The organism is Pararhizobium sp. IMCC3301, from assembly GCF_030758315.1.
Classification (GTDB): Bacteria; Pseudomonadota; Alphaproteobacteria; order Rhizobiales.
The window spans coordinates 2,489,974-2,515,139 of record NZ_CP132336.1 but is presented as its reverse complement, the minus strand read 5'-3'; the positions used below and the strand labels follow the sequence as shown (position 1 = coordinate 2,515,139).

Annotated in this window: 26 protein-coding genes; 8 read left to right on the top strand and 18 right to left on the bottom strand. The window is 57.3% G+C overall.

What is annotated here, in order from left to right; all coding sequences use genetic code 11:
- Nucleotides 1-122 precede the first annotated feature (122 nt).
- Genes RAL88_RS12205 through RAL88_RS12195 form a run of 3 tightly spaced genes read left to right on the top strand, consistent with a single transcriptional unit; the run spans nt 123 to nt 2,315 of the window.
- A complete protein-coding gene (locus RAL88_RS12205; RefSeq protein ID WP_306263711.1) occupies nt 123-1,055 on the top strand; it encodes a sulfite exporter TauE/SafE family protein in 933 nt (310 codons plus the stop codon).
- On the top strand, nt 1,055-1,819 hold the full coding sequence (locus RAL88_RS12200; RefSeq protein WP_306263710.1) for a TIGR02186 family protein: 765 nt from the start codon (nt 1,055-1,057) through the stop codon (nt 1,817-1,819). Before RAL88_RS12205 ends, RAL88_RS12200 begins: the two co-directional genes overlap by 1 nt.
- Before the next feature lie 22 nt (nt 1,820-1,841).
- The gene (locus RAL88_RS12195; protein ID WP_306263709.1) at nt 1,842-2,315 is read left to right on the top strand and encodes a DUF3429 domain-containing protein; all 474 of its coding nucleotides are present in this window, start codon (nt 1,842-1,844) and stop codon (nt 2,313-2,315) included.
- Between the two features lie 13 nt (nt 2,316-2,328).
- Here RAL88_RS12195 and pdeM read toward each other — a convergent pair whose 3' ends face one another.
- Together pdeM and RAL88_RS12185 are read right to left on the bottom strand one after the other, a co-directional pair.
- Nucleotides 2,329-3,060 carry a ligase-associated DNA damage response endonuclease PdeM gene (gene pdeM / locus RAL88_RS12190; RefSeq protein WP_306263707.1) on the bottom strand — a complete coding sequence of 244 codons (732 nt, stop codon included), beginning with the start codon at nt 3,058-3,060 and terminating at the stop codon, nt 2,329-2,331.
- A 16-nt stretch (nt 3,061-3,076) separates the two neighbouring features.
- A complete protein-coding gene (locus tag RAL88_RS12185) occupies nt 3,077-5,620 on the bottom strand; it encodes a ligase-associated DNA damage response DEXH box helicase (protein ID WP_306263705.1) in 2,544 nt (847 codons plus the stop codon).
- Between the two features lie 186 nt (nt 5,621-5,806).
- Between RAL88_RS12185 and RAL88_RS12180 the strand changes: the two genes are divergently transcribed.
- Both RAL88_RS12180 and RAL88_RS12175 read left to right on the top strand, forming a co-directional pair.
- Complete coding sequence (locus RAL88_RS12180; protein ID WP_306269668.1) at nt 5,807-6,817, top strand: ligase-associated DNA damage response exonuclease; 1,011 nt, start codon at nt 5,807-5,809, stop codon at nt 6,815-6,817.
- A complete protein-coding gene (locus RAL88_RS12175; RefSeq protein ID WP_306263703.1) occupies nt 6,817-8,454 on the top strand; it encodes a cisplatin damage response ATP-dependent DNA ligase in 1,638 nt (545 codons plus the stop codon). The genes RAL88_RS12180 and RAL88_RS12175 overlap by 1 nt, the downstream gene beginning before the upstream one ends.
- Nucleotides 8,455-8,458: 4 nt before the next feature.
- On the opposite strand, the gene RAL88_RS12170 is transcribed toward RAL88_RS12175, so the two are convergent.
- From RAL88_RS12170 to RAL88_RS12100, 15 genes are all read right to left on the bottom strand, one after another.
- Nucleotides 8,459-9,379, bottom strand: a complete 921-nt coding sequence (locus RAL88_RS12170; protein ID WP_306263701.1) for a DMT family transporter — start codon at nt 9,377-9,379, stop codon at nt 8,459-8,461.
- On the bottom strand, nt 9,376-9,747 hold the full coding sequence (locus RAL88_RS12165; RefSeq protein ID WP_306263699.1) for a carboxypeptidase-like regulatory domain-containing protein: 372 nt from the start codon (nt 9,745-9,747) through the stop codon (nt 9,376-9,378). The genes RAL88_RS12170 and RAL88_RS12165 overlap by 4 nt, the downstream gene beginning before the upstream one ends.
- A 4-nt stretch (nt 9,748-9,751) precedes the next feature.
- Nucleotides 9,752-10,564: a carbohydrate ABC transporter permease gene (locus RAL88_RS12160; protein ID WP_306263697.1), complete on the bottom strand. Its 813-nt coding sequence runs from the start codon at nt 10,562-10,564 to the stop codon at nt 9,752-9,754.
- Between the two features lie 4 nt (nt 10,565-10,568).
- Nucleotides 10,569-11,474: a carbohydrate ABC transporter permease gene (locus tag RAL88_RS12155; protein WP_306263695.1), complete on the bottom strand. Its 906-nt coding sequence runs from the start codon at nt 11,472-11,474 to the stop codon at nt 10,569-10,571.
- Nucleotides 11,475-11,544: 70 nt separating this feature from the next.
- Nucleotides 11,545-12,789 (bottom strand): ABC transporter substrate-binding protein, encoded by a 1,245-nt coding sequence (locus RAL88_RS12150; protein ID WP_306263693.1) that lies wholly within the window; start codon nt 12,787-12,789, stop codon nt 11,545-11,547.
- 46 nt (nt 12,790-12,835) lie between these two features.
- A complete protein-coding gene (locus tag RAL88_RS12145; protein ID WP_306263692.1) occupies nt 12,836-13,861 on the bottom strand; it encodes a Gfo/Idh/MocA family protein in 1,026 nt (341 codons plus the stop codon).
- Entirely contained in the window at nt 13,858-14,940 is a 1,083-nt protein-coding gene (locus RAL88_RS12140) for an ABC transporter ATP-binding protein (protein ID WP_306263690.1), read from the bottom strand. Before RAL88_RS12140 ends, RAL88_RS12145 begins: the two co-directional genes overlap by 4 nt.
- A 2-nt stretch (nt 14,941-14,942) precedes the next feature.
- Nucleotides 14,943-15,770, bottom strand: coding sequence for an HpcH/HpaI aldolase/citrate lyase family protein (locus RAL88_RS12135; RefSeq protein WP_306263688.1), 828 nt, complete (start codon nt 15,768-15,770; stop codon nt 14,943-14,945).
- 1 nt (nt 15,771) lies between these two features.
- Nucleotides 15,772-16,857, bottom strand: coding sequence for an alanine racemase (locus tag RAL88_RS12130; RefSeq protein WP_306269666.1), 1,086 nt, complete (start codon nt 16,855-16,857; stop codon nt 15,772-15,774).
- Nucleotides 16,858-16,964: 107 nt separating this feature from the next.
- A complete protein-coding gene (locus RAL88_RS12125; RefSeq protein WP_306263686.1) occupies nt 16,965-18,140 on the bottom strand; it encodes an amidohydrolase/deacetylase family metallohydrolase in 1,176 nt (391 codons plus the stop codon).
- Nucleotides 18,134-18,805: an SDR family oxidoreductase gene (locus RAL88_RS12120; RefSeq protein WP_306263685.1), complete on the bottom strand. Its 672-nt coding sequence runs from the start codon at nt 18,803-18,805 to the stop codon at nt 18,134-18,136. Before RAL88_RS12120 ends, RAL88_RS12125 begins: the two co-directional genes overlap by 7 nt.
- Before the next feature lie 6 nt (nt 18,806-18,811).
- A complete protein-coding gene (locus tag RAL88_RS12115) occupies nt 18,812-19,708 on the bottom strand; it encodes an SMP-30/gluconolactonase/LRE family protein (RefSeq protein ID WP_306263683.1) in 897 nt (298 codons plus the stop codon).
- On the bottom strand, nt 19,701-20,570 hold the full coding sequence (locus RAL88_RS12110; protein WP_306269664.1) for an aldose 1-epimerase family protein: 870 nt from the start codon (nt 20,568-20,570) through the stop codon (nt 19,701-19,703). Before RAL88_RS12110 ends, RAL88_RS12115 begins: the two co-directional genes overlap by 8 nt.
- 5 nt (nt 20,571-20,575) lie before the next feature.
- Entirely contained in the window at nt 20,576-21,064 is a 489-nt protein-coding gene (locus RAL88_RS12105) for a RidA family protein (RefSeq protein WP_306263682.1), read from the bottom strand.
- Between the two features lies 1 nt (nt 21,065).
- On the bottom strand, nt 21,066-21,848 hold the full coding sequence (locus tag RAL88_RS12100; protein WP_306263680.1) for an IclR family transcriptional regulator: 783 nt from the start codon (nt 21,846-21,848) through the stop codon (nt 21,066-21,068).
- Nucleotides 21,849-22,151: 303 nt separating this feature from the next.
- Here RAL88_RS12100 and RAL88_RS12095 point away from each other — a divergent pair, with 303 nt between their 5' ends.
- Both RAL88_RS12095 and RAL88_RS12090 read left to right on the top strand, forming a co-directional pair.
- Nucleotides 22,152-22,973 carry a mechanosensitive ion channel family protein gene (locus RAL88_RS12095; RefSeq protein ID WP_306263678.1) on the top strand — a complete coding sequence of 274 codons (822 nt, stop codon included), beginning with the start codon at nt 22,152-22,154 and terminating at the stop codon, nt 22,971-22,973.
- Nucleotides 22,970-23,263, top strand: a complete 294-nt coding sequence (locus RAL88_RS12090; protein ID WP_306263676.1) for a DUF6460 domain-containing protein — start codon at nt 22,970-22,972, stop codon at nt 23,261-23,263. The genes RAL88_RS12095 and RAL88_RS12090 overlap by 4 nt, the downstream gene beginning before the upstream one ends.
- A gap of 43 nt (nt 23,264-23,306) precedes the next feature.
- Here the strand turns inward: RAL88_RS12090 and queF are convergent, their stop codons facing one another.
- A complete protein-coding gene (gene queF, locus RAL88_RS12085) occupies nt 23,307-23,768 on the bottom strand; it encodes a preQ(1) synthase (RefSeq protein ID WP_371932093.1) in 462 nt (153 codons plus the stop codon).
- Nucleotides 23,769-23,973: 205 nt separating this feature from the next.
- Between queF and RAL88_RS12080 the strand changes: the two genes are divergently transcribed.
- Nucleotides 23,974-25,149 (top strand): exo-alpha-sialidase, encoded by a 1,176-nt coding sequence (locus tag RAL88_RS12080; protein WP_306263675.1) that lies wholly within the window; start codon nt 23,974-23,976, stop codon nt 25,147-25,149.
- Nucleotides 25,150-25,166: the final 17 nt, after the last annotated feature.

Genomic DNA, 25,166 nt, shown 5'->3' with positions numbered 1-25,166 from the left:
AATCTGTGCCCTCTGGACATTGACAGAGCGACTCAGCAGGCGTTTATCAAACCACACTGGCGGTGTGCCAGAATTAGTTACATCTCGCGCCAATGAGCGCCTAGCCATAAAGACAGACGTCCGTGCAGATTTACCTGCCCATAGCCGAACTACCGGTCAGCATTTTGATGTTGCTGGGCATGGGTGCAGCGGTCGGCTTTATTTCGGGTCTGTTTGGTGTCGGCGGTGGATTTCTGTTAACGCCACTGTTGATCTTCACCGGTATACCGCCCGCCGTGGCTGTCGCCACAGTGACCTCGCAGACCGTCGCTTCATCGACATCGGGGGCGCTGTCCTACTGGCGTCGCCAGGCAATTGATCTGAAGCTTGCCAGCATGCTTATCAGCGGGGGCGTTGTCGGCTCGGCACTGGGTGTTTTTGTCTTCCGGCTGCTCCGTGATATCGGTCAGCTCGATCTCATTATCTCGGTCTCCTACCTGACATTTCTGAGCTCAATCGGGATTTTGATGTTGCGTGAATCAATCCGCGCAATGCTGAAAAACCGCGATGGCAAGCCGCCGCCCGCGAGAATGCCGGGCCAGCATAGCTGGGTTCTCGGCCTGCCGCTGAAAATGAAATTCCGCCGCTCGAAACTTTATGTCAGTGTGCTCCCGGTCCTTGGTCTGGGGATCTCGATCGGTTTCATGGGCTCGGTGCTCGGTATCGGTGGCGGCTTTATCATGGTGCCGGCGCTGATTTATCTGCTGCGCGTGCCGACGGCCATGGTGATCGGGACATCGCTGATCTACATTCTCGTCACCATGTCGGTTGCCACCGTGCTGCACGCCAGCACCAATCAGACCGTTGACGTTGTGCTGGCACTTGCGCTGATGATCGGCGGCGTTTTCGGCGCGCAATTCGGAGCGCAACTGGGCCAGAAGCTGCGGGGCGAACATCTTCGTGCGCTGCTGGGTCTGCTGGTACTGGCAGTTGGAATGCGGTTTGCGGTCAACCTGGTTCTGAAACCGGACGAGTTGTATTCGATTTCGGTGCTGCGGCTGATGGGGGCAAGCTGATGTTCCGCTTGCTCGCAGCCAGCGTGATGGCCCTGCTCGCGACGCCAGTATTTGCCGAGCGCGTGGTGATAGCGGTCTCCTCGGAGAATGTGGCGATCAATTCAAATTTTTCGGGAACTGATATTACCGTTTTCGGCAGCATCGAGCGCGACCGCGCATCGATTTCACGCCCTGGAGAATATGACGTTGTCGTGGTTTTCAAAGGACCGCCGGTAGATGTCGTGACACGAAAGAAGGAACGCATTTTTGGTGTCTGGATCAACCGCAACTCGCGAACCTTCCTCAGTGTCCCGTCATTTTATGCGCTGGCCGCCAACCGTCCAACGGAGGATATCGCTCAGTCGCAGGCTTTGCAGGCAAATCAGATCGGTTTGGAGAATATCATTTTCCCGGTGGCAACCGATGCCATCGAGGCACCGGGCAATTCAACTGATTTCGCCCTTGCTTACCGCCGTCTGAAAGCCAGCAATGATTTGTTTTCCATGAACAATGACGGCGTCGATTTCCTCACGGAAACCCTGTTCAAAAGCACGATACGCATTCCCGCGCGCGTGTCTGTCGGCACCTACCGCATTGAGGTTTTCGTCTTCAATCAGGGTGCGCTTCTGGCCCATGACGAGCAGTCTCTGTGGATTTCCAAGGCGGGACTTGAGCAGCTTGTGTATGATTTCAGCCGCGAAAATGGCATGTTGTTCGGCGTCTTTGCCGTGCTTCTGGCGGTATTCGTTGGCTGGTTCGGTGGCGTGGTGTTCAGACGAGAATAGACCGGGGCAAACCGCGATGATCATGACGTCCAACGATCCGCAGGACACCAGCCGTCCGTCATCGCAAATGGCTATATGGCTTGGCTATGCCGGTCTTATTCCGTTCGTGATTTCGGCAGCAGCGGTTCTGCTGTTCGATGAAGACCCGTTTCTACAGGAGACCGCCGGTCAGGCCCTGGTGGCCTATGGAGCCGTGATCCTGTCTTTTCTGGGTGGCGTGCGCTGGGGCAGAGCGCTTGGTGCATCTTCCAAGGAAACCCAGACACGGGATTTTGTTCTCAGTGTGCTGCCCTCCATATTCGGATGGAGCTGCCTGTTGCTGCCAATCATTTCGGGCGGGATCTTCCTGCTGATTTTTGGCTATCTGTGGCAGCTCTATGTCGATCTCAAAGCCACACGCAACCATTCCTTGCCACGCTGGTTCGGGCGCCTGCGGTTACGCTTGACTGTCGGCGCAATCATCGCGCTGGTGGCTGGCGGCCTTGGCCTTTTATAGCTTGGTCCTTCCGTCAGGCGCGGCGGGCATCCGGTCGGCAATCATTCCTGTCTACGGTGTAGATCTGCTGATCTCCAAGCATATGAATTCTGACGCGATGGGGCACACCGAACATGCCGGTGAAGGCGTCATCACAGATGTTGAGGCCACCGGTCAATGCGCCAAAGGCAGGCAGGATGGCTCGATCGCCGTCTTCGATGAAACAGGCCCTGCGGACCGAACGCGCCCGGCCCCTGACCTTGCTGCAGGGATGCAGATGTCCGGCAATCTCGCCCTTTGCGCCGGCTAGCGGTTCATGGCGGAAGGTGATCGGCCCGATTGTCATCTCATCACAGGCATGGCCGCCCAGCGCCACCGGCGGATAGGGATCATGATTTCCGGAAACCCAGATCCACTCACAGCTCTGTTGCAACCGCAAAACTGTGGCACATTCTTTGGCGCCGAGACGGTTTGCGGCCTCGACATCATGAAAACTGTCTCCCAGGGCAATCAACCTGTCCGGTCGCAGCTCTTCAACGAGCGTGGCCAGACGGCCCAGCGTGATGCGGCTGTCATATGGCGGCAGGAAGGTGCCTTTGCGGGCAAAACTTGAGCCTTTCTCCAGATGCAGATCGGCGACAATCAGAGTAGCTTCGCCGGGCCAGTACAGGATGCCGTGCGGATGCGCGAGGAATGTCTCACCCATCAGTGTCACTTCTGCGCCTTGCGGCAGCATCGGCTCTGAACTGTTTTCTGCAAGAGTCATGAATCAGTTGACCAACTTATAATCGCATTGCTTCTTCGACCAGATCGTCCAGCGGACTGGTATTGCCCGCAACCTCCGCCAGAATCATTTCATCGGCGCTGCCGAAAACCGGCTCCTTGCCAATCTGCAGCATCACTGGAACCGCCAGCGGGGAAATCCGGTCGAGGGATTTGTGACGCAGGTGATTCTTGACACGGCCAAGCATAGCGCCGAGACGCTGAATATCCAAAAGACCAGTTGACGCATCCGCCCAAGCCGCCTGCAGCAAAATGTGATCAGGTTCATGTTCGTTCAGCACATCGTAAATCAGATCCGAGGAAACCGTGACCTGCCGGCCGGATTTCTCTTTGCCCGGATGGCGTTTTTCAATCAGTCCGGCAATCAACGCCGCGTTGCGAAAGGTTCGTTTCATCAGAAAACTCTCGCGCAGCCAGGCTTCCAGATCATCCCCCAGCATGTCTTCGTCGAACAGAGCATCCAGACTCAGCTGTTTTTTGCGGATCATCTGTGACAGATCGCGCAGACACCACACTCCGAGCGCATAATCCGTGGCGACAAAGCCCAGCGGACGCGCCTTCATGCGCTCCAGCCTTCGGGTCAACAACATACCCAGTGTCTGATGCGCCAGCCGCCCCTCGAACGGATAGGCAATCAGATAATGCTTGTCGCCACGGGGAAAAGTTTCCAGCAGCAACTCACTGCGGCCCGGCAGCACAGAGCGCAATCTCTGCATCTCAAGCCATTGCGACACCTGCTCTGGCAGCGCCGCCCAGCTGGCCGGATCAGACAGCATATTGCGCACGCCTTCGGCCAGATAGGTGGAGAGCGGGAACTTGCCCCCGGCAAAGCTCGGGATTTTTGGCGTTTCGGCAGCGCTTTTGGTCACCAACGCCTCATTCTCGCGAATACCTTCAAAGCGCACGATCTGGCCGGCAAACAGAAACGTGTCCCCCGGCTCCAGCGTTTCCAGAAAATATTCCTCGACCTTGCCAAGCACACGGCCGCCGCGTCCGACCCGTCCGTCTCTGCTTCTGGTCAGCCTGACCAGAAGCATCGGGTTTTCAATAATCGTGCCGACATTGATGCGGTATTGCTGCGCCAGACGGGGATGGGTCAGACGCCAGGTGCCGTCTTCGGTCTTGCGGATTTTGGCGTAGCGCTCATAGCTTTTCAGGGCGTAGCCGCCGGTTGCGACAAAGTCGATGATCCTGTCAAATGTGGCTCTGGTCAGATCGGCATAGGGCGCGGCTGAAGTGACTTCTGCAAACAGCTCATCGGCCAGAAACGGCGCTGCGCAAGCCATACCAAGCACATGCTGGCACAGCACATCAAGCGCCCCGTCATGCAGTCTGGGTGTATCCTGCGCGCCGATATAATTGGCGTCCAGTGCAGCCTTGCATTCCAGCACCTCAAACCGGTTTGCCGGAACCAGAATTCCCTTTGACGGGACGTCCATGCGGTGGTTGGAGCGGCCGATTCTCTGGGCCAGCCGGCTGGCCCCCTTTGGTGCGCCGACATGAATCACCAGATCGACATCGCCCCAGTCAATGCCGAGATCCAGCGTCGATGTGGCGACGATGGCGCGCAGACTGCCCGTGCCCATCGCCGCCTCCACCTTGCGGCGCTGTGCGACATCGAGCGAGCCGTGATGCATGGCTATTGGCAGGGCGTCGTCATTGGCACGCCACAGTTCCCGAAACAGCAATTCAGCCTGAAACCTTGTGTTGACGAACAGCAAGGTGGTCTTGTGCGCCTTGATCTGCCGGTAGATATCAGCAATTGCGTAAAGTGCGGTGTGGCCGGCCCATGGCAGGCGTTGCTCTGTCTCCAGGATGCTGATCTGCGGTTTTGCACCACCGGAAATATGGATCAACCCGGCTTCCTGCACTTCCCCGTGGATGCGCTGCTGCGGCACCAGCCAGGCCTGCAGATCCTGTGGATTGGCAACCGTTGCCGACAGGCCAATGGTGGTGAGTTGTGGGGCATGGCGGACCATTCGCGCCAGACCCAAGGACAAAAGATCGCCGCGTTTGGATACCACCAGCGAGTGCAATTCATCGAAAATCACGGTTTTGACCTGTCTGAAAAACCGCGGTGCGTTTCTGTCCGACAACAAAAGAGCTATCTGCTCCGGCGTTGTCAGCAGGATATCGGGCGGGTATTCCTTCTGGCGCTGGCGCTTGTGGGCAGGTGTATCACCGGTCCTTGTTTCGACACGAACCGGCAGGTTCATCTCGCGAATAGGTGCCTCAAGATTTCTCGCAATATCGACCGCCAGAGCCTTCAGCGGAGAAATGTAAATCGTGTGGGGCCCGAAAAAGGCGGTACCAGGCTTGCGCCGCAAGCCGTCCTCCTGATGCAGGTCGATCAGGCTCGGCAGAAACCCGGCAAGGGTTTTTCCTGCACCTGTCGGGGCAATCAGCAGGGTTGAGCAGCCGTTGCAAGCACGTTGCAGCAGGTCAAGCTGATGCGCACGCGGTTGCCAGCCGCGTGAAGTGAACCAGTGTTCAAACAGCGGCGGCAAGCCTTGCAGTTTTTCGGCTGTTTGAACTTCGTCCACAGACCACCCGTTATTCGCTGGAGCCAGAGCCATAACATAGAACGCAAATCCCCGTTTGCGAGCCATGTTTGAAAGACCGCCGGCAAGCTCTGGCACCTCACAAGCATGCAGCGGGTTCTGTTTGACATTAAACCGCACAGTCTTATCTGCTGGCAGAAGGCACAGGTTTACGACACAGGCAACATGATGCGCTTTGATGAATTGCTCCATCCCACTCCAAGGGGGCTGTATTGTCCACCGGGCGATTTCTACATTGATCCGGTAAAGCCGGTTGACCGGGCGTTGATTACGCATGGTCATGCCGATCATGCGCGGGCAGGTCACAAGGCGGTTCTGGCCACACGGCAGACGCTGGATATCATGACGTTACGCTATGGCGCGGCTCATGCGGACAGTACCGAGGCCATTGCCTATGGAGCGAGCCGCAGGATTGGCGATGTCAGTGTTTCATTTCATCCCGCCGGCCATGTTCTGGGCTCCGCTCAAATCGCGGTGTGTTGCAATGGCAAGCGCATCGTTGCCTCAGGCGACTACAAACGTCGGGATGATCCCACCTGCGCAGCGTTTGAAGCGGTACCCTGCGATGTATTCATCACCGAAGCCACATTTGCCCTGCCGGTGTTCCGTCATCCCGATGACCGCCAGGAAATTCAAAAGCTGCTGTCATCGGTGGTGCAGTTTCCACAACGCGCGCATCTGGTCGGGGCCTACGCGCTGGGCAAAGCGCAGCGAGTGATCGCGCTGTTGCGGGAGGCGGGATACGACCAGCCGGTGTTCATTCATGGTGCGATGCAGAAACTGTGTGACTATTACCAGTCCGAAGGTATTGATCTCGGCCCGTTGCAGCCGGCCACACTGGACAAAGGCAAAAAGGGTGATTTTGCCGGTGCCATCATTGTCGGGCCGCCATCCGCCTTTGCCGATAAATGGGCACGGCGCTTTCCCGATCCGATTGCGGCATTTGCTTCCGGCTGGATGCAGATCCGGCAACGCGCCAAACAGCGTGGTGTCGAATTGCCGCTGATCCTGTCGGATCATTGCGATTGGGATGAGCTGATCGCAACTATAGAGGAGATCGCGCCGGAAGAGGTGTGGATTACCCATGGCCGTGAAGATGCGCTGACCCGCTGGTGCGAATTGAACAATTATACAGCGCGGCCATTATCGCTGGTCGGCTACGAAGAGGATGGCGAGTGATGCGCGCCTTTTCGCACTTGCTTGAACGGCTGATCCTGACACCGCAGCGCAATGGAAAGCTGAAGCTGTTGCAGGATTATTTTGCCGCAACGCCCGACCCGGAACGCGGCTTTGCGCTGGCCGTCCTCACTGGAGAACTGTCGCTGCCAAGCGCCAGGCCGGCAATGTTGCGGGAGCTGATCCAAGCGCGCATGGACCCGGTTCTGTTTGCGTTGTCCTATGATTATGTTGGCGATCTTGCGGAAACCATTTCACTGGCGTGGCCGGAAAGGAGCAGCCCTGACCGACCCAATTCGGAACTTCACCTCAGCGATATTATAGCAGCACTGCTGCAAAGCTCGCGCCGCGAAACGCCAGCGCTTGTGGAAGGCTGGCTCGACCGCTCCGACAGTTCGGTGCGCTATGCGCTGTTGAAACTTTTGACCGGTGGATTGCGGGTCGGTGTCTCCGCCCGGCTTGCCAAAACAGCGCTGGCGCAATTGGGAACACGCAGCGCTGACGAGATTGAAGAAATCTGGCATGGCCTGGAGCCACCCTATGAGGCGCTGTTCGCCTGGGTTGAAGGTCGCGGCCCGGTGCCGATCAATGACAACCCGGCGCCGTTCCGTCCCGCCATGCTGGCGCATCCGATCCAGCCGGAGGATTTTGAGAAACTGGTGGCAGGAGATTTCAGCGCCGAGTTCAAATGGGACGGTATACGGGTTCAGGCGAGCGCCGGTTACGCACCCGGCGGGATTCTGAAAAAAGCACTTTATTCGCGAACCGGTGAGGATATTGCCCGGGCCTTTCCCGATCTGGTTGATGTGCTGAGCACGGATATGACCATAGATGGCGAATTGCTGGTGCTGATTGATGGACGGGTGCAGCCGTTCAATGTGCTGCAGCAACGGCTCAACCGGAAAACCGTCTCTGCGAAAATGATGTCAGCCTATCCCGCCCATATCCGCGCCTATGATCTGCTGGTCAGGGATGGCGAGGATTTGCGGCCGCTGCCCTTTGCCGAACGCCGCAGGCATCTGGAACAGGTGGTGACTGATCTGGATTCAGCGCGCATTGATATCTCACCGCTGATCGCGATGAAAAGCTGGGATGAGGCTGCCGCTGCACGCGCCAACCCGGCCGATTTCGGGTCGGGCGCGGATGCCGACGCGGTCGAGGGTCTGATGCTGAAACGCTGGGACAGCTCTTACGTGCCGGGCCGGCCGCGCGGCCCATGGTTCAAATGGAAGCGGGACCCGTACAATGTTGACGCGGTGCTGATGTATGCCCAGCGCGGCCACGGCAAGCGATCTTCGTTTTATTCCGACTACACATTTGGCGTCTGGCGCGAGAGCGAACTGGTCCCGGTCGGTAAAGCCTATTTCGGCTTTACCGATGAAGAACTGAAAGAGATTGACCGCTTTGTCCGCGCCAACACAATCAATCGGTTCGGCCCGGTGCGCGAGGTCACCCACACACTGGAAAAGGGGCTGGTTCTGGAAGTTGCGTTTGAAGGCCTGAACCGCTCGACCCGTCACAAATCCGGTGTAGCCATGCGGTTTCCGCGCATCGCCCGGCTGCGCTGGGACAAACCGCCGGCGGAAGCCGACCGGATCGAAAGTCTGGAGGCGCTTTTGCCCCGTGAAGACACGGTTTAAATCGTTATTTGACTACCCGCCGCCACAGATGCGGAAACGCGACGCTGGCAACGATGAGGCTTGCAAACACCAGATCGACAACACCCAGCTGCGTATCCAATATTACCCATGCCGCCGCCAGTCCGATCAGCGGGGCAAAGGAGGCATTGAGGGAAAGGGTCGCTACACCTACCCGGGCGAGCGCGATGTTATAGGCCAGAAAGTTGGTCACCGTCATGAACAACACCAGATAGAGCGTTGCGAGCAGATTGCTGCGCACAAGCAGATCCGGCGGATCGAACCCTAGCAGCGCCGTCAGTGCAACTGCCCCGATTGCAGCGCCGGTGATCTGAAGTGTGGCGGCACGAAACCAGCTTTTGGGCTGGCGGTTCATGATTCTTCCAATCACCATGCCGAACGATGCACAAACCACAGAGAGCAATACCAGCAGATTTCCGATCATATCGCCGGCACCACTTTCTGACCGGCTCTCTGCCAGAAGCGTCACGAGAACGAACGACACGATTCCGGCAGCTGTAAAGGTCCAGTGCAACGGTTCGCGGATCAGCAACCGCGCGGTGATGGCACCGACCAGCGGAAAAGTGCCCCAGATCATTACCACGCTGAGACCCTCCGTGCGTGCTGCTCCGGCGATGCCAAAGGCAAATACAAGCCCCGGCGCAATCAGCCCCCAGGCCAGATTGGCGGCATTGCGCCGGTTGAACTGTGGCACGCCGCTGATCATTATGAGGGCCAGTAACATGAAGATGGCCGCCAGACCGAGTTGCAGCAGCATGACCGACTGAACATTGGACTCCGCCACCAGCAGTTTCTGGACGATCAGCCCGGATTGCCAGACGGACAGGGAAATAAATTGCGCGAGGACACCGACCCGGCCGGCTGCGACATCCGCCCGCGTCAATGCTGGAAGCTGTGAGTCAGTCATGGATTGACGATAATCGACTCTTCAAGGACGATGTCCTGGTTGCGAAACCACAATGGCACGACAGTTCGGTCCGAGGTCGCATCATTGACCGATACGGTAATTACCAGTGCGTATTCGCCGTGTTTGTTGAAGCTGAACATGCCGTCCGCATCGCTCGTCGTCTCACTAATCATCTCGACGGAGGTAACCGTCTTGCGCGATAATTTCACCATTGCTCCAACCAGCGGCGATCCGTCGCTGGTGATAACCTGGCCACGAACGCTTCCGCCATCGTTGAACGACACATAGAGGTTCCACAGCAGCGCAATGATCATCACCGTCGCTATGGTAACGACGAAGCGGTTCAGCAGGATCGGGCGCCATTGCATCATCTCAACCTTTGGTCGCGCCGGATGTCAGACCGCGAATGAAGTCCTTCTGAGCTAACAAAAATACCAGCATGCTGGGGACGACGACGAGCACACTGAAGGCGTAAAGCGACCCGGTGGTGTCTTCGAAGGAGGCCAGAAAGGACACCAGCCCGAGCGGCATCGTCTGCTGATCCGGGCTGCGCACGACGATCAGCGGCCAGAGGAATTCGTTCCAGGACCAGATGAAGGACAGGATGATATTGGTGGCAACCGCTGGCTTTGATAGGGGCATCATGATGCGGGTCAGAATTTGCCATTCGGACAATCCGTCAAGGCGCGCAGCCTGAATCAGTGACGAGGGAACCGCCTCGAAATTCGATTTGAACAGCAGGATGCAAACAACGTGACTGAGTGCCGGCAGTGCGATGCCAAGTTTGGAGTCGAGCAGGCCAAGCTTTGCGGTCAGCAGATAGGCCGGGATGATGGTCGCATGAAACGGGATCATCATCGACATCAACAGGAACGAGAGTACCAGACCCTTGCCGGGAAACTGCTTGGTCAGCGCGTAACCGGCCATGGCGTTGAGGAAGAGATTGGCGACCACCACCAGTGTGGCAATCACGAAACTGTTGGAAAACAGCCTGACAAAGTCGACCGTGTACCAGGCTTCGACATAGTAGAACAGATTCGGGTCCGCCGGGATGATCGATGGCGGATAGGAAAACAGATTCTCTCCCGAGACGCTGGTTTTGAAGACCCAATAGATCGGCGTCAGTATCAGAATCGAAACAATGATCAGAAGCAGGTGGCTGACAATCTTGTGCGAGAGGCTCATCTGATCAATCCGCGATATCGACTTTGCCCGCATCGCCGCCGGACAGGCGGTTGGCGATGGTGGCCAGGGTCAGAAAAAGAAGAAACATCACAACCGTGACGGCGGCGGCATAATCAAACCGGCTGAGGGTGAAGGACAGTTTGTAGACGTAGGTAATCAACAGTTCAGTGGCCAGACCGGGGCCCCCGCCGGTCATCGTGTAGATCAGATCGAAACTTGTAAAGGATGCGATGACGCCGAGGATGACGCACAGAAAGATAGACGGGCGCAGCAGCGGCAGGGTAATCCGCCAGAACCGGTGATGCGCCCGCGCACCATCGATCAGCGCCGCTTCATAGAGATGCGCTGGAATGTTTTGCAATCCGGTGAGGATGATGATCATAAAAAAACCGACGATCTGCCAGATCGCCGCAACCATCACGGACAGCATGGCAAAATCATACGATTCAAGAAAGGCGATCGGCCGGTCAATCAATCCGGCGGATCGCAGCAGAAAATTGATCAGTCCAACGCTGTCATTATAAAGCCAGCGCCAGACAATGCCGACGGCGACGATCATCATGGGATAGGGCAGAAAAATGATTGTCCGGTAGATCGAGCGGCCTTTCAGATTCTGGTCGACAAGCAGGGCAAGGGCAAGGGCGATTGCAATCGAGACCGGCGTTGCCAGCATGAACACTGCGGTGTTTTTCAGGACTACCCAGAAGGCGTCGTCAAAATAAAGCATTTCCTCATACTGATAGAGACCAGCGAACTTGAACGGCTTGCCCGGCGCCCAGAATGAAAACGACAGGACCACATTCCACAGCAACGGAATCACGCGATAGAACAGATAGACTGCGAGTGCCGGAAGCAGAAGCATCCAGACGAATGTCAGCTCCCGGCTTCGTTTGGTTTTCAACAGGGTCATCATACCGCGTATTTCCCTCTGGCTGATAAGCCCGCGCTAGTGGAGGTAGCGCGGGCTCCCGTTTGCTCGTTCAGGGCCGGGACAGAATCCGGTTGACCTTCGCTTCGGCAGCAGCAAGTGCTTCCTGGGGGTCGGTCTGGCCGAGCAGCGCTGGTTGGACGGATGTCCAGAAAGCATCCTTGATGCGGGCTTCAAGCGGCGACTTGATATAGCCGGAGATCTTGTCCAGTTTCGATCCTGCCATTTCAAGGATCTTTGCCTTGAGTGGTGCCTCTGTCTTGAACTTCTCGATCAGTTTCGGATCAACATTCTTGTTGAGCGTCAGGATCGAAAAAGTACTCGACATGGTTTCCTGCCACTTGTCCGATGTCGCGATCTTGATCAGATCGACTGCCGCATCGGGGTGCTTGGTTGATGCAGATACGCCCCAACCATGGTGGTTAGGCGTCCACCAGTCGCCGGGCGCATCGTAGACTTCAACATTCTCATCATTGATCCAGTCGGCCTTGCTGGCAGCCCAGAACAGAGCCGAGTTCGGCGCCATATACATGGCGACATTGCGCGAGGCAAAAGCGGTGTTGGGCTCAACCCAGCGTCCAGTCCAGGAGATGTTGTTGATTGCGCCGCTCTTCGTGGCTTCGGCCAGCGCGGTCAGGGTTTCCACGGCCTTGGGCGTATTGAAGGCGGCCTTGGTCATATCCTCATTGAGAATCTCAACCCCGTTCATGGCAAATAGCGGCCAGTAAAGCCAGTCGAAATTCGTTGTCAGGAAACCGGACTTGCCCTCACCTGTCACCTTGTTCGCGGCGGCCATCAGATCTTCGAAACTGGTGATCGGTGTGGTAATGCCGGCTTCGTTCACCATCTGCTTGTTGATGTAGAGCAGCGTGCGGTTGAAATACCACGGCACCATGTAGGTCTTTTCGTCGGTCTTCCACAGATCAAGGGCACCGTCGACGAAGCGGTTGGCGAATTCGGCGTCGGCTTCCAGATAGGGCGCCAGATCGAGCAATTGGCCATTGGCGGCATATTCCGCCCACAGCGCGCCCTGAATATTGACCACATCGGGCGGTGTTCCGGCGGCAAGCTGGGTCTGGAAAAAGGTTGCCCATTCCGTTCCCTTCTTGTCGATCCATTCGACCTCGATGTCGGGATGCATTTCGTTGAATTCCGCGATCCAGCCTTCGATCTTTTCGCCATAGATGGGCAGATTCCAAGTCAGCACCGTGATCTTTTCAGCGGCGAGTGCCGGCGCCGTCAACGCTATTGTGGCAACCGACATGGCTGCTAATTGTTTGATGAATGTCTTCAGCATTTCATTTCCTCCTTCTAAAATGCTCCAGGTGAGCGGGATTAAAGTGTCATGAAGTCAAGGCAATGGGCTTTCCCCGGCGAAACGACTCCTCGGCTGCAAGGCAGATTTCCACGGCAATACGAGCCTCCGCCGGTGACAGGATCGAGCGGCCCTCGTGAAAGCCGGCGAAGGCGGCACGAAGATTTTCCTCAAGCTCGAAAACCTCGCCGGATTTCGGGATCTCGATGGTTTCAACCTCGGCTGTGCCGCGTTTCAGTTTCAGTTCGAAGTCCGGATGCATGGTGCGGTCAAGCGCGCCCGACCACCAGGTGCGCAGGCCACCGTCAGTGCCTCCGATTTCCAGAAGCGTGTGATGCTCAAATCCGGACAGGCACTGGCTCAGCACCGCGACGGCGCCATCATCCCATTCAAGAACCGTGGCGAAATTGTCGGTCAGATTGCCTTTGGTGCCATTGCCATAGGCAGTCACCCGCGCGGGCTTGCCATTCTCGGTGGCATACCAGGTGACGAGATCGAAAAAATGAACCAGTTCTTCCAGGATCCACGACCCGACGCGGGCCGGATCATAACGCCATCCACCCGATCCCTGCCGGAAGGCATGGCGGTAAAGCGACAGATGCTGATATCGCACATCACCGATATCACCGGCAGCGATGCGCTCGCGCACAGCGCGCCACTGATGCGAGACGCGCAGCTCATGGTTGAGCGCGACAAGGCCGGTGCTGCATTGGTTTGCCGCAATCACCGCATCACATTGCTCAAGAGTAATACCCAGCGGCTTTTCCAGAAAGACATGGGAGTCCCTCTCCAGCGCGGCGATGGCGTATTGTGCATGCACATCGTTGGGCACAGTAACGTCGACAACATTGAAGCCGCCGTTTTCCAGCATTGCGTGATAGTCGGAAAACCGCTCTGCAGCGGGCAGATGTTCCGCGGCCGCCTGTTCGGACCGCTCCGAATGACAAAATACCGAAACGATTTCCGCATCGTCGATATTGGCGATTGCACGGGCATGCATCTGACCCCAGGCACCAAATCCGGCAAGCGCAATGCGTGTGGGCTTCGTGGTCATCGCAATGCCTTTCCGGTTGCTGTGTCGAAAAGATGAGACCGCGCAACATCAATTTCCAGCCGAACAGCATCGCCCGGTCTGACGCGTATGTCCGGACGTATCCGTGCGGTGACCGGCTGCCTGCCGACATTGGCAAAAACCAGCGTGTCCGGGCCTAGCGCCTCGACAACATCGACGATGCCGTCAACAGCAACACCAGAGGGGATGTCTGAGCCGTCTGCAATCCGGATATCTTCGGGTCGGATACCGAAGACGTAATTTGATCCTGTCGCGCTTGCTGCTGCGGGATGTGACAGATCGAAGCCGTCTTCGCCTTCAACACGCAGGCGGCCATCCCCGCTGCGACTGACTGGAATAAGATTCATCGTCGGCGAACCGATAAAGCCGGCAACGAACAGTGTATCGGGAGCATTATAGACGTCTTCGGGCGCGCCGATCTGATCGATATTGCCGCCATTCATGACAACAACGCGGTCCGCCAGTGTCATCGCCTCGATCTGATCGTGGGTCACGTAAACAGTGGTCACACCAAGTTCGCGATGCAGTTTCTTGATCTCAAGCCGCATCGATCCGCGCAGCTTGGCATCAAGGTTCGACAAAGGCTCGTCAAACAGGAACACTTGCGGTTTGCGGACAATGGCCCGGCCCATGGCGACGCGTTGGCGCTGACCACCGGACAATTGTTTCGGCCTTCGGTCGAGCAAGGCGGTGAGGTCGAGAATTTCAGCGGCCTCAGCGACGCGCTCCCTGATCTGCGTCTTGGGCGTGTCGCGATAGCGCAGTGAAAACGCCATATTGTCATAGACCGACATGTGCGGGTAAAGCGCGTAATCCTGAAATACCATGGCAATGTCGCGATTGCGCGGTGCGATTTCATTGACGGTCTTGTCGCCGATCAGAATTTCGCCAGAGGTGATATCTTCCAGCCCCGCCAGCATGCGCAGCGAGGTGCTCTTGCCGCAACCGGACGGGCCGACGAGAACGATGAACTCGCCATCATTGATGGCCAGATCAATGCCGTGAACAACCTGGAGGTCACCGTATTTTTTGATCAGATTGCGGAACTCGACAGTCGCCATTGTCAGACACCCGGACCTGCGGCAGAGGTGCCGGCAACCTCACGAAAGCGCCGGGCCGAGGTGCTGGCTGCGGAAAACAGTAACGCTGCTTCATTGGCCACAGAGACGAAGTCGTAACCGCTGCGAAGATGGCGTTCGGCAATATCCGCTGTCGGGGCGAGAACACCGACGGCCTTGCCGCAAGCGCGCACCCGTTCGGCGGCGCGGTCGATTGCATCGGTCACGTCGGCATCTGCCGCCTGGCCGAGCTTGCCCATACTTGCGGCCAGATCGCCCGGACCGAAGAAGACGGCGTCGACACCATCAACAGCGGCGATCATGTCGATGTTTTCAAGCGCTTCCGCGGTTTCCGCCTGAACAATCAGAAACAGCGAGTCCGAAGCGTTGCGCAGATAATCCTTTTCAAACCCGTAGCGGCTGGCACGATGCATTGCAGCAACGCCCCTGTTGCCGCGTGGCGGGTAGTGCATTGCATCAACTGCAGCGCGGGCTTCATCGGCGTTTTGAACATAGGGCAGCATCAGGGTGCGGGCGCCGGCATCGAGGAACTGCTTCAGCAGAATGCGGTCGTTCCACGGCAAACGCACGATGGGCACTGTCGGCGTGGGAGCCAATGCCCGCAGATGGGTCATTGCATCCGGCAGTGTGATCGGGGCGTGCTCACCGTCAATCAAAAGCCAGTCATAACCGGCCCATCCCAAACCTTCCGAGGCATTTATCGAATTCAACATTGACCAGATACCGATCAGCGGCTTTCCTGAGCGGAGCGCCTCGCGGAACGGATTTGTGAGCCGTTCATTGTTGTTTGGCTGTGCAACTCTTGCATCCATATCAGTTCACCCGTCCACGTGCATCAATCTGCAGCTTTCGCCCTTTCCCGCTGCCGTCCACCAGATTGATCTGATCAAACAGATTGACCACCGGGCAGACATGATTCGGCAGAATGCGCACAATCTCGCCGATTTTCGGTACCGAACGGCATTGTGACACATCGACAAAGCCGTGCTCCTCGGCGAAACGCATCAGGCGCGCTTCGGGATAATCGACCAGCAGGCCATAATCATCGAATCCTGCCAGATCGCTGGTCAGCGTCTTCGACCCTGAATCCAGCATGATACGCCCGGCCTCGGGATGCGAAATCACTGTGGCATGCACAAACAGGGCGCAATCGCGCGGTTCCGCCGCATCAATACTGACCATTTGCCGGTCGTTGAAAATTGAGGTTCCAGAGCGGAATTCAGTTTCCGAAAACTGGCCCGCAAAGGCAAGATTAGGTGTACCGCCGGTAGATACGATCTCAATATCAAGCCCGGCATGGCCGCATAATTGACGGGTTTCCGTGACGAATTCGGTGGCCTCGCGCCACGCGCCATCGGGCGGATAGAGCAGCAGGCCGCTGAAATGCAGCCCCGGCAGACGATCAATCTCGATGGCCAGCGACACCGCCGCCTGCGGCGAAAGGACACCGCAGCGGTGCCGGCCGGTATCGCATTCGACCAGCACATTCAGCCGCTTGCCGGTGGCTGAAACGGCTTCAGACAGATGTTCCGCAACGACTGTATTGTCGCAACAAACGGTCAGGGAAATGCGGCGGTGCAGATCCGCCAGACGGGCATGTTTGACGGCACCCAGCACATTATAGCTGATCAGAATATCATCAATTCCGGCGGCCGCCATGATTTCCGCTTCGCCAAGCTTCTGGCAGGTAATCCCGGCAGCACCATATTTCAGCTGAAGTTTTGCAAGCTCGACGGATTTATGAGTTTTGATATGGGGCCGATTTTTGATCCCGGCCTTGTCGCAAAGCGACTGAACGCGTTGGATATTCCGCTCCACCACGGCAAGATCGACCACGACTGCAGGCGTGTCCAGATGCGTGAGGTCTGCGGGCCTTTGATTTCCCGCTCCCCAATCCATCGGCATCCGCATTTTCTGGCCAGGTTCCATGGGTCTGAACTATACAGAATTGCCGATGTCACGCAATATTAATATTACATGTCAATATTGAATATCACATAGTGATACTACAAGCTTTCGAAATCACGGATCTCGCTTTCAATATACTGGCCGGCCGCGAACGCGCCACACGGGCTGAGCCGGGACGAGCCAATCCTTTCCTGGCCGAGAACATCGACAAAGCGAAGCGGTACGTTCACCAGTTTTAATAGCGTGAGGTCAGCGGGTCCGCCAATGGTGATGTGTCCCAGATCAGGACGTCCCATAGCGGTTGCCGGATGATGTGTCGCCATGGCAATGGCATCGGCAAGGGCAACACCGCAATGCATCAGCTTGCTCATCGTATGCAACAGGTCGAAAGCCGGCCCGTCAACGCACAGCGCATGAACATCACTGGAAATGATGTCAGGCAGAAAGCCGTGTGAAATGGCCGATTCCGCGCTCTTAAATCCGAAGGCTCCCATGCCGTGGCCAATGTCGAACAACACACCCCTTGCGCGCGCCTCAATGAGTGCCGGCAACACGTCGCCTCTCGTGTCCACCGGGGCATTTGGCGCCGGCCGGAAACAATGGGTCAGAATATCGCCCGGGCGCAGACGCGCGAGAATCTCGGCATAGGTCGGGGGCGGTTTTCCGATATGGGCCATCACCGGCAAGCCGACACGCTCTGCCGCCTCAATCGCACGGTCCAGCGCCAGCAGGCCGAGATCTCCGGATGTATTTGCCCCCAGGCGGACTTTCACGCCAACCACCAGATCAATGTTTTCCTGCACCGCAGCCACGCAATGATCGACCGACAGCAATTCCCGCACGGCCGCTTCGCCGACAACAAAATCGCGATCAAACGCAAATATGCCTGGATAGGAAATGTTGACATAGGCCAGCAGCCGGAGCGGTGAGCGTGCAAAAATGAAATCCCTCAGCCCGGCGAAATTTCCGGCGCCCGCACTTCCCGCATCCACCATGGTCACCACACCGGAGCGCCGGGCGATGGGTTCAGGATCGACCCCATAGGCGGTTGCCTTGTGATAGATGTGGGTATGCAGATCGATCAGGCCGGGAACCACCAGCATGCCATCCGCCTCGATGACTGAGTCAGCATTGCTGCGCGATAATCCGGTGCCAACCGACGCGATCGAACCCTCGCTGATGGCGATATCAAGCTGTGTATCGACCGCGTTTTTGGGATCGATAACCCTTCCGCCCGCAATCAGCACATCCCATTTCGGTTTTGAACTCACCATGGCAGGGGTGTTCCATCATAACTGAAAATCTGTCCGGTCTCATGGTTGCCGAGATGGTGGATCAATTTGCGCATTGACGAAACGCTCTCGCCAACCGGGACTGCCGCATTGCCCCCACCGCCCGCTGTATCAACCCAGCCGGGATGTATCGACACAACCGTTATGCCACGGGGGAAAAGATCGATTGCCAGACTGCGCATCATGGCGTTGATGCCGGCCTTGCTGGCGCGATAGCCGTAATGCCCTCCTGACAGATTGAGGCCGATACAGCCCATGCGGCTGGTGATGGAGGCAATCCGGCGCATGTCACTGGCGGCAAGATTGTCCACCAGCGTCTCGATCAGACGCAACGGGCCGATGGCATTGATCTCATACATGGTACGGACATAATTGAAATCGAGGGCGCCGAGGCGTTTGATGTCGAGACCAACACCGGCATTTGATACCAGAAGATCGACCGGTGCGCCGTCGAGCGCCGCGGGCAGCGCCGCAAAATCGTCATCCCGGGTCAGATCAAGTGCAATATTGCGGAGGCGTTTGCCGGATGGCAACGCATTGCTGATATCGCGATAGCTCGCAATCACGTCCCAGCCCTCGGCGTCATATTGCTGGGCAAATTCCCGGCCAATTCCGCTATCGCAGCCGGTGATCAGAACTGTTGGCATAATGGTTTATCCTGTCTCGACAGTAAAATCGTGATCAAACACGGGTTCGGGCAATCCCTTCGCTCCATGACCGGTAATGCGGAACAATTTGCCCGCATCCGGCCACTCGCCGCGCTCGCTCTTATCCAGCATTGCGGTTGCACTCGTCACATAAAGATCCGTGCGGTCGGGTCCGCCAAAGGCAACCATGGTGGGGTGACGGCATGGCACCGCAATGCGCTCAATCAGCTCCCCTTCCGGAGAAATGCAGCCAACCTCGCCGCCATGAACCAGGGCACACCAGTAATTTCCATTGGTATCGCAGGCGGCTCCGTCAACCCGGCCCTCGATTGTGCGGGTCGAGAAAAACAGCCGGCGGTTCGATATCGCTCCTGTTGCAATATCGAAATCGTAGACCCAGACGGTTTCGTCCCGGCTGTCGGCAAAATACATCCGCGTGTCATCCGGGGAGAATGCGATGCCATTGCCGATAATAAAACCATTGTCCATTTCGCGGACCGAAAGATCCGGGTCGAGCCGGAATAATGCGGCTGGCCGACCGATAAAATCGGAATGAACGCTGCCGCACCAATAGCGGCCGCGCCGGTCACACTTGCCGTCATTGAGCATCATTCGCGGATCAGCACCAAGCGGATTGGCGAGTGGTTCCACCGAGCCATTTGCAAGATCGATGCGATGGAACCCGCCGCGCATACCGGCGACCAGACTTCCGTCCCTGGCAAAGACAAATGACCCAATGTCTGCCGGCAGCGGGAATGAGGTGACATTGCCGTCATCCGGATCGAGAGACCTGATTGCCGGAGCAAAGGAATCGACCCAGTACAGTCTGTTTTCGCCGGCATGCCATTGCGGCGCTTCTCCCAGACAATCGGGTTCATTCGTAACGACCGAGACCTCAACCATGATGGACCTCGCCGCAGCTGAAGCGGACGATATCCTGCCGGCTGACGCCGGGTTGAAGAGCGCGCAGAGACGGCTTTTCCCGAAACGCCCCGGCAAAACCAGCCGGATCGCCGTGTCCCGTCCAGCTCTCGATTGACAGAAATGGCGCTTCCGGCCTGGTCCAGATAGCAAAGTGAGGGAAGCCGTCATTGGCAATTGTAATTGAAGGCCGGTCATTTTGGCAGAATGTCAGCGCGCGACTTTTCGCGTTCAGAAAACACAGCGCTTCGGAACCGAGATTGCGCTCCGACAAGGCCAGTGTGTTGCCATCGAGTTCGAGCCGTCGCACGTTGTCCGTGAAAAAACCATCCGCTGTAATCACCGGCACGCTGGAAGGTTCAAGGGCTTCAAATATGATTTTCGCGTCGCTGCCGGTATTCCTGTCCGGCCAGTTGAATCCCGGATGCAGGCCGAGCGCATAGGGCATCGGTTCGGCACCGGTATTGGTAACGGAAAAGGCACAGGTGACGGAAGCCGCCTCAAGACGATAGCTGACCTTGAGCTCGAAGGCGAAGGGGAAATGCTGCCAGGTCTCAGGCGTATCGGTGAGCAGAAAGTGGGCGGCGTTGTCGGTGCAATCCATCGTCGCGAACGGCATCTGCGAGGCAAAGCCATGGCGGCTCATCGGATAGCTCTGATCGCCGATGCGGATCGCACTTCCGACGCACTGGCCAACCACCGGGAACAGAATTGGTGACGAGCGCGGCCAGAAATCGGGGTCTGCCTGCCACAACAGCTCCAGACCATCGACGTTCCAGGAAGTCAATTCGGCGCCCAGCGGCCTGACCTGCAGACTTGATCCACCGTGCGAAAGCGTGACCATCGGGTTCACTGCGCGACCCGCACGATCATCTCTATCTCGATCGTCATACGGTTTGGCAGACTGCCGACACCAAAAGCGGAACGCGCATGGCGGCCTTTGTCGCCGAAGACATCGACCATCAGGGAGGAAAATGAGTCAATGACCTTGGGGTGATCGGCAAATTCCGGCACGGCATTGACCAGCGCCAGCACCTTGACGACGCGCTCGACTTTTTCCAATGAACCGATTGCCGCCTGGATTGCCGCCAGCAGATTGATGCCGGTTATACGGGCATCCTCGCTGGCCTCTTCGACAGAGACATCACCGCCGACCTTGCCCACTCTGCGGCTGCCGTCAGGGCGCCGCGGCCCCTTGCCCGACAGATACAGCAGACCATTATCCAGCACGGCGTCGACATAGGCGTTTAGCGGTGCCGCCAGAACCGGCAGATCAATGCCGAGCGCTTCCAGCCGCTCCCGACTGCCATCTTTGCCGATTATGCTTGTTTGCGTCATGTCAGCTCACCTTCCGGTATCCGAGTTTCCCCGATATCTGCCCGGCCGCAGCATTGACCGCTTTGATGATGCCGGCAAACCGCTGTGAAGCGGAATCGCTGCCGAATGTCGAAATACTCAATCCGGCGACAATACTTCCCGAGGCATTGCGCAACGGGGCTGCGGCGCAGATCACGAGTTCGTTGAATTCATGATCATCAACGGAAAACCCGGCCTGACGCACCTTGTCCAATTCGGTGCGAAACACCTTCGGATCGCGGATTGTCTGCTGCGTTTTCGCCGGCATACCGGATGTTTGCAAAATCTGCTCGACCTCGCTCCAGGGCAAATCCGCCACCAGAACCTTGCCAAGGGCCGTACTGTGAATCGGGCGCCGAGTGCCTATCTGCGTATTGATTCTGAGATCGAGATTTTCCGGCTCCACCTTTTCGACGTAAATCACATCACAGCCACTCAATATAGCCAGTTGCACCGTCTCTCCGATATCGCGGCAGGTGCGTTCCATGACCGGGCGGGCAATTTCGCGCAAATCGTTACCGCGTCTGCCGCGCGACGCGATTTGGAACAGACCTGCGCCCAATGTCCATTGTTTGCCGTTGCGCTCCTGCTCGACAAGACCGTTGATCTCGAGTGATTTGAGGAAGCGCAGCACGGTCGCCTTGTGAAAGCCGGTATACTGGCTCAACTCCGTCAGCGTCACGCCGTCCGGGTAGCGGGACAGAGAATTGAGAAGTTCCACGGCGCGATCAATGACTTGTACTTTGGAACTTTCATTGCCGGCCATTTTGCGGTCCAATTTTTTCAGGCTGGTCGCCGGTTCGTCGCCAGGCAGGCGCTCGCAGGGGTTGCCGCGACGGTGATCCGGACGATAATCTACCGATGCCACAGACCATGAAAAATATCAATATACAATTTCCGGTTTCACCATGTGAACCAATGTTCTGTCGATTGCGTTTCCATGCCAGACCTCTGCCAACATGGCCGCGTCAGAGAATCGTGGTCGCGGTGAAGCGGGTGATCAAATGCTTCAACATCGACACAAAGTGCTCTATGTAGGCGCAGCCAACCCTTTGCCGGAAGATTATTCATGGAAGACGCCGCCCAACTCGCCCAGTCAATCGCCTCAAACGTTGCTCCCTTTCTGTGGAGCGTCGCACAGGCGATCCTGTTTCTCGTGCTCGGATTCTGGGCAGCCGGGTTCATCAAAAGCTTTATTCGCAAACGCGCGGTGGCCAGTACCCGGGTGGACAGCACATTGGGCGTGTTTCTGTCGACGATTGCCTATTATCTGGTTCTGGTATTCGTCATCATCGCCGTGCTGCAATTGTTCGGTTTTGAAGCAACCAGCCTGGTTGCGGTTCTGGGTGCCACCACTCTGGCTATCGGCCTGGCCTTGCAGGGCACCCTGTCTCATGTCGCAGCCGGTGTGATGCTGGTTCTGTTCCGGCCCTATAAATTGTATGAATATGTCTCCATCGCTGGCGAAAGCGGTACCGTGGAAGATATCAATCTGTTTTTCACCCAACTTGTCACGCCGCAGAACGTCCAGGTGATCGTGCCGAATGGCGATGCCTGGGGGTCGACCATCACCAATTTTTCGCGCAAGGAAACCAGGCGGCTGGATATCACTTTCGGGATTGATTATGATGATGATATCGACAAGGCGATCGGCATCATTGTGGATGTGGTCAAAGAAGATGAGCGCGCCAAGAGCGAGCCCGAGCCATGGGTGCGGGTGACCACGCTGAACGATTCATCAGTGGATCTGCAATTGCGGGTCTGGTGCAATACCGGTGATTACTGGGAATTCAATTTCTCGCTGCTGAAAAAGGTCAAAGAAGCATTTGATGCTGGCGGAATCACCATTCCATACCCACATCAGGTGGAAATTCATAAGGGTTCTGAATGACCGATCCAAATTCCCTGAATGACAGGCGCTCCGGACTGGACCGTTTTCTTGGCGATACGCCTTTGCGGGTGGCTGTGCGGCTGATCATTCTGTCGCTGGTGGTCGGCTTTGTGCTGTCGGCATTCCAGCTGCAACCACTGGAGCTGATCCGCACGCTGATAGACTTTATCGAACGCGCCTTTATCAGCGTCTTCAATTCGCTGGGTGATTTTCTCGGCTATATCGCGCTGGGCGCGGTGATTGTAGTACCGGTTTGGTTCTTCCTGCGGCTGATGAAATCGCGCGACTGATCCGGCAAGGTCGGCCGCCTATTTGCTTGCATTTACGACCACGTCATCCCCTGCCGCGATAGGGAGGGACACCCTGATCCGGGATCCAGACCCCCTCCGGCATGGTGCCGGTTTGCCAGAACACATCAATCGGGATGCCGCCGCGCGGATACCAGTAGCCTCCGATCCGAAGCCATTGCGGCTCAAGAAAATCGACCAGCCGCCGTGCGATCGAGACCGTGCAATCTTCATGGAAAGCGCCATGATTGCGGAACGCGCCGAGGAAAAGCTTGAGCGATTTGGATTCCACAAGCCAGTCTGCCGGCACATAATCGATGACCAGATGGGCGAAATCCGGCTGGCCCGTCATCGGACACAGCGAGGTGAATTCCGGCGCGGTGAAACGCACACAATAAGCCACATCCGCCTGGGGATTCGCGACACGCTCAATTACAGCCTGCTCCGGTGACACCGGCAGTTCTGTCCGGCCACCCAATTGTTGCAGATCGCTATAGATCGTTTCCATAATTCCTCCTTACGCGGGACAGACCCGGCGTATATTGCCGCAAACCAGCAATCGTCAATGCCTGTTTCCGCCAGTCTATACAGCGGCAGTGCGGAAAATGTGACAACGAAATGCCGGGGCTGCGCACTGGATGCCAAGCGTCAAAGGGCTCGACATTCATAAAATCTGTTCTAATCTCTGTAAAATTTACGGGAGTGCACAATCAATGTCTTCAAGCACCCTGACCGACTTGACCGTCTTGACCGTCTTGGCCGCCACCACCAAAGGTGCCTTTTTGATTTCCGGCGGAACCGGCCGCAGCGGCTGGAAAGTGACAGGCCCGTTCTGCGATGGCTGGCCGATCAATCATATCGTCGGAGACCCGGCAACCGGCACGCTGTGGGCCGGCGGTGGCGGCGACTGGCATGGCGCTGGCATCTGGCGTTCGGAAGATGCGGGTGAAACCTGGCAGCTTGTCAGGCTTACCAGAGGCACACTGGATGACTGGGCCGCCAAAGATGCCGACTTTGCCAAAATGATTGGCTGGACCGAAGACGCATTGCCGTTCAACGCGGATTTCGCTCAAATCTGGTCGCTCTGCTTTGCCCATGGCACGCTTTACGCCGGCACCAAGCCTGCAGGCCTTCTGGCCAGCGAGGATCGCGGCAAAACATGGCACCGTGTGGAAGCTTTGACCGACCACCCTTCTGCGGAGAATTGGAACCCGGGCGCTGCCGGACTGGTGCTGCATACGATTGTCGCTGATCCGGCCAATCCGAAAAAGCTCTGGGTCGGTATTTCCGCAGCCGGCGTATTTGCGACCGAAGATGGCGGAGCAAGCTGGCAGAGACGCAACCGTTTGTCGAATGCCGAGGCCTGTGTCCATCATGACCATCCCGCAGCTCCGCGTGACGGTGAAACCGGTCACTGTGTCCATAACATGATGCGCGCGCCCGGCGCGCATGATCTGCTTTACCAGCAGAACCACCACGGCGTCTGGCGTTCGCGCGATGGCGGACGCAACTGGGATGACATTACAGAAGGCCTGCCATCGACCTTCGGCTTTCCGATCCGGGTTCACCCGCGTGATCCGGATACAATCTGGACGCTGCCGCTGAACGGCGATATGGTCGGGCGCTTTCCACCCGATGCCGCCGCTGCGGTGTGGCGCTCGCGCGATGGCGGTCAAAGCTGGCAGGCGCTGCGCAAGGGTCTGCCTCAGGAGGGTTGCTTCTTCACCGTGCTGCGTCAGGCGATGACGGGGGATCAGCGCGATCCGGCAGGGGTTTATTTCGGAACCAACAGCGGCTCGGTGTTTGCCAGCTTCGATGAAGGCGAGGAATGGCTGGAGATCGCGCGCCACCTGCCGACTATTCTCGCGGTCGAAGTTTTCGAGCGCTGAGACTGTCTCACATCGGG

Coding starts and splice junctions, on each gene's coding strand:
- RAL88_RS12200 (WP_306263710.1), top strand. CDS start 1,055: ATGTTCCGCTTGCTCGCAGCCAGCGTGATGGCCCTGCTCGCGACGCCA.
- RAL88_RS12195 (WP_306263709.1), top strand. CDS start 1,842: ATGACGTCCAACGATCCGCAGGACACCAGCCGTCCGTCATCGCAAATG.
- pdeM (WP_306263707.1), bottom strand. CDS start 3,060: ATGACTCTTGCAGAAAACAGTTCAGAGCCGATGCTGCCGCAAGGCGCA.
- RAL88_RS12180 (WP_306269668.1), top strand. CDS start 5,807: ATGCGCTTTGATGAATTGCTCCATCCCACTCCAAGGGGGCTGTATTGT.
- RAL88_RS12175 (WP_306263703.1), top strand. CDS start 6,817: ATGCGCGCCTTTTCGCACTTGCTTGAACGGCTGATCCTGACACCGCAG.
- RAL88_RS12170 (WP_306263701.1), bottom strand. CDS start 9,379: ATGACTGACTCACAGCTTCCAGCATTGACGCGGGCGGATGTCGCAGCC.
- RAL88_RS12165 (WP_306263699.1), bottom strand. CDS start 9,747: ATGCAATGGCGCCCGATCCTGCTGAACCGCTTCGTCGTTACCATAGCG.
- RAL88_RS12160 (WP_306263697.1), bottom strand. CDS start 10,564: ATGAGCCTCTCGCACAAGATTGTCAGCCACCTGCTTCTGATCATTGTT.
- RAL88_RS12155 (WP_306263695.1), bottom strand. CDS start 11,474: ATGACCCTGTTGAAAACCAAACGAAGCCGGGAGCTGACATTCGTCTGG.
- RAL88_RS12150 (WP_306263693.1), bottom strand. CDS start 12,789: ATGCTGAAGACATTCATCAAACAATTAGCAGCCATGTCGGTTGCCACA.
- RAL88_RS12145 (WP_306263692.1), bottom strand. CDS start 13,861: ATGACCACGAAGCCCACACGCATTGCGCTTGCCGGATTTGGTGCCTGG.
- RAL88_RS12140 (WP_306263690.1), bottom strand. CDS start 14,940: ATGGCGACTGTCGAGTTCCGCAATCTGATCAAAAAATACGGTGACCTC.
- RAL88_RS12135 (WP_306263688.1), bottom strand. CDS start 15,770: ATGGATGCAAGAGTTGCACAGCCAAACAACAATGAACGGCTCACAAAT.
- RAL88_RS12130 (WP_306269666.1), bottom strand. CDS start 16,857: ATGGATTGGGGAGCGGGAAATCAAAGGCCCGCAGACCTCACGCATCTG.
- RAL88_RS12125 (WP_306263686.1), bottom strand. CDS start 18,140: ATGGTGAGTTCAAAACCGAAATGGGATGTGCTGATTGCGGGCGGAAGG.
- RAL88_RS12120 (WP_306263685.1), bottom strand. CDS start 18,805: ATGCCAACAGTTCTGATCACCGGCTGCGATAGCGGAATTGGCCGGGAA.
- RAL88_RS12115 (WP_306263683.1), bottom strand. CDS start 19,708: ATGGTTGAGGTCTCGGTCGTTACGAATGAACCCGATTGTCTGGGAGAA.
- RAL88_RS12110 (WP_306269664.1), bottom strand. CDS start 20,570: ATGGTCACGCTTTCGCACGGTGGATCAAGTCTGCAGGTCAGGCCGCTG.
- RAL88_RS12105 (WP_306263682.1), bottom strand. CDS start 21,064: ATGACGCAAACAAGCATAATCGGCAAAGATGGCAGTCGGGAGCGGCTG.
- RAL88_RS12100 (WP_306263680.1), bottom strand. CDS start 21,848: ATGGCCGGCAATGAAAGTTCCAAAGTACAAGTCATTGATCGCGCCGTG.
- RAL88_RS12095 (WP_306263678.1), top strand. CDS start 22,152: ATGGAAGACGCCGCCCAACTCGCCCAGTCAATCGCCTCAAACGTTGCT.
- RAL88_RS12090 (WP_306263676.1), top strand. CDS start 22,970: ATGACCGATCCAAATTCCCTGAATGACAGGCGCTCCGGACTGGACCGT.
- queF (WP_371932093.1), bottom strand. CDS start 23,768: ATGGAAACGATCTATAGCGATCTGCAACAATTGGGTGGCCGGACAGAA.
- RAL88_RS12080 (WP_306263675.1), top strand. CDS start 23,974: ATGTCTTCAAGCACCCTGACCGACTTGACCGTCTTGACCGTCTTGGCC.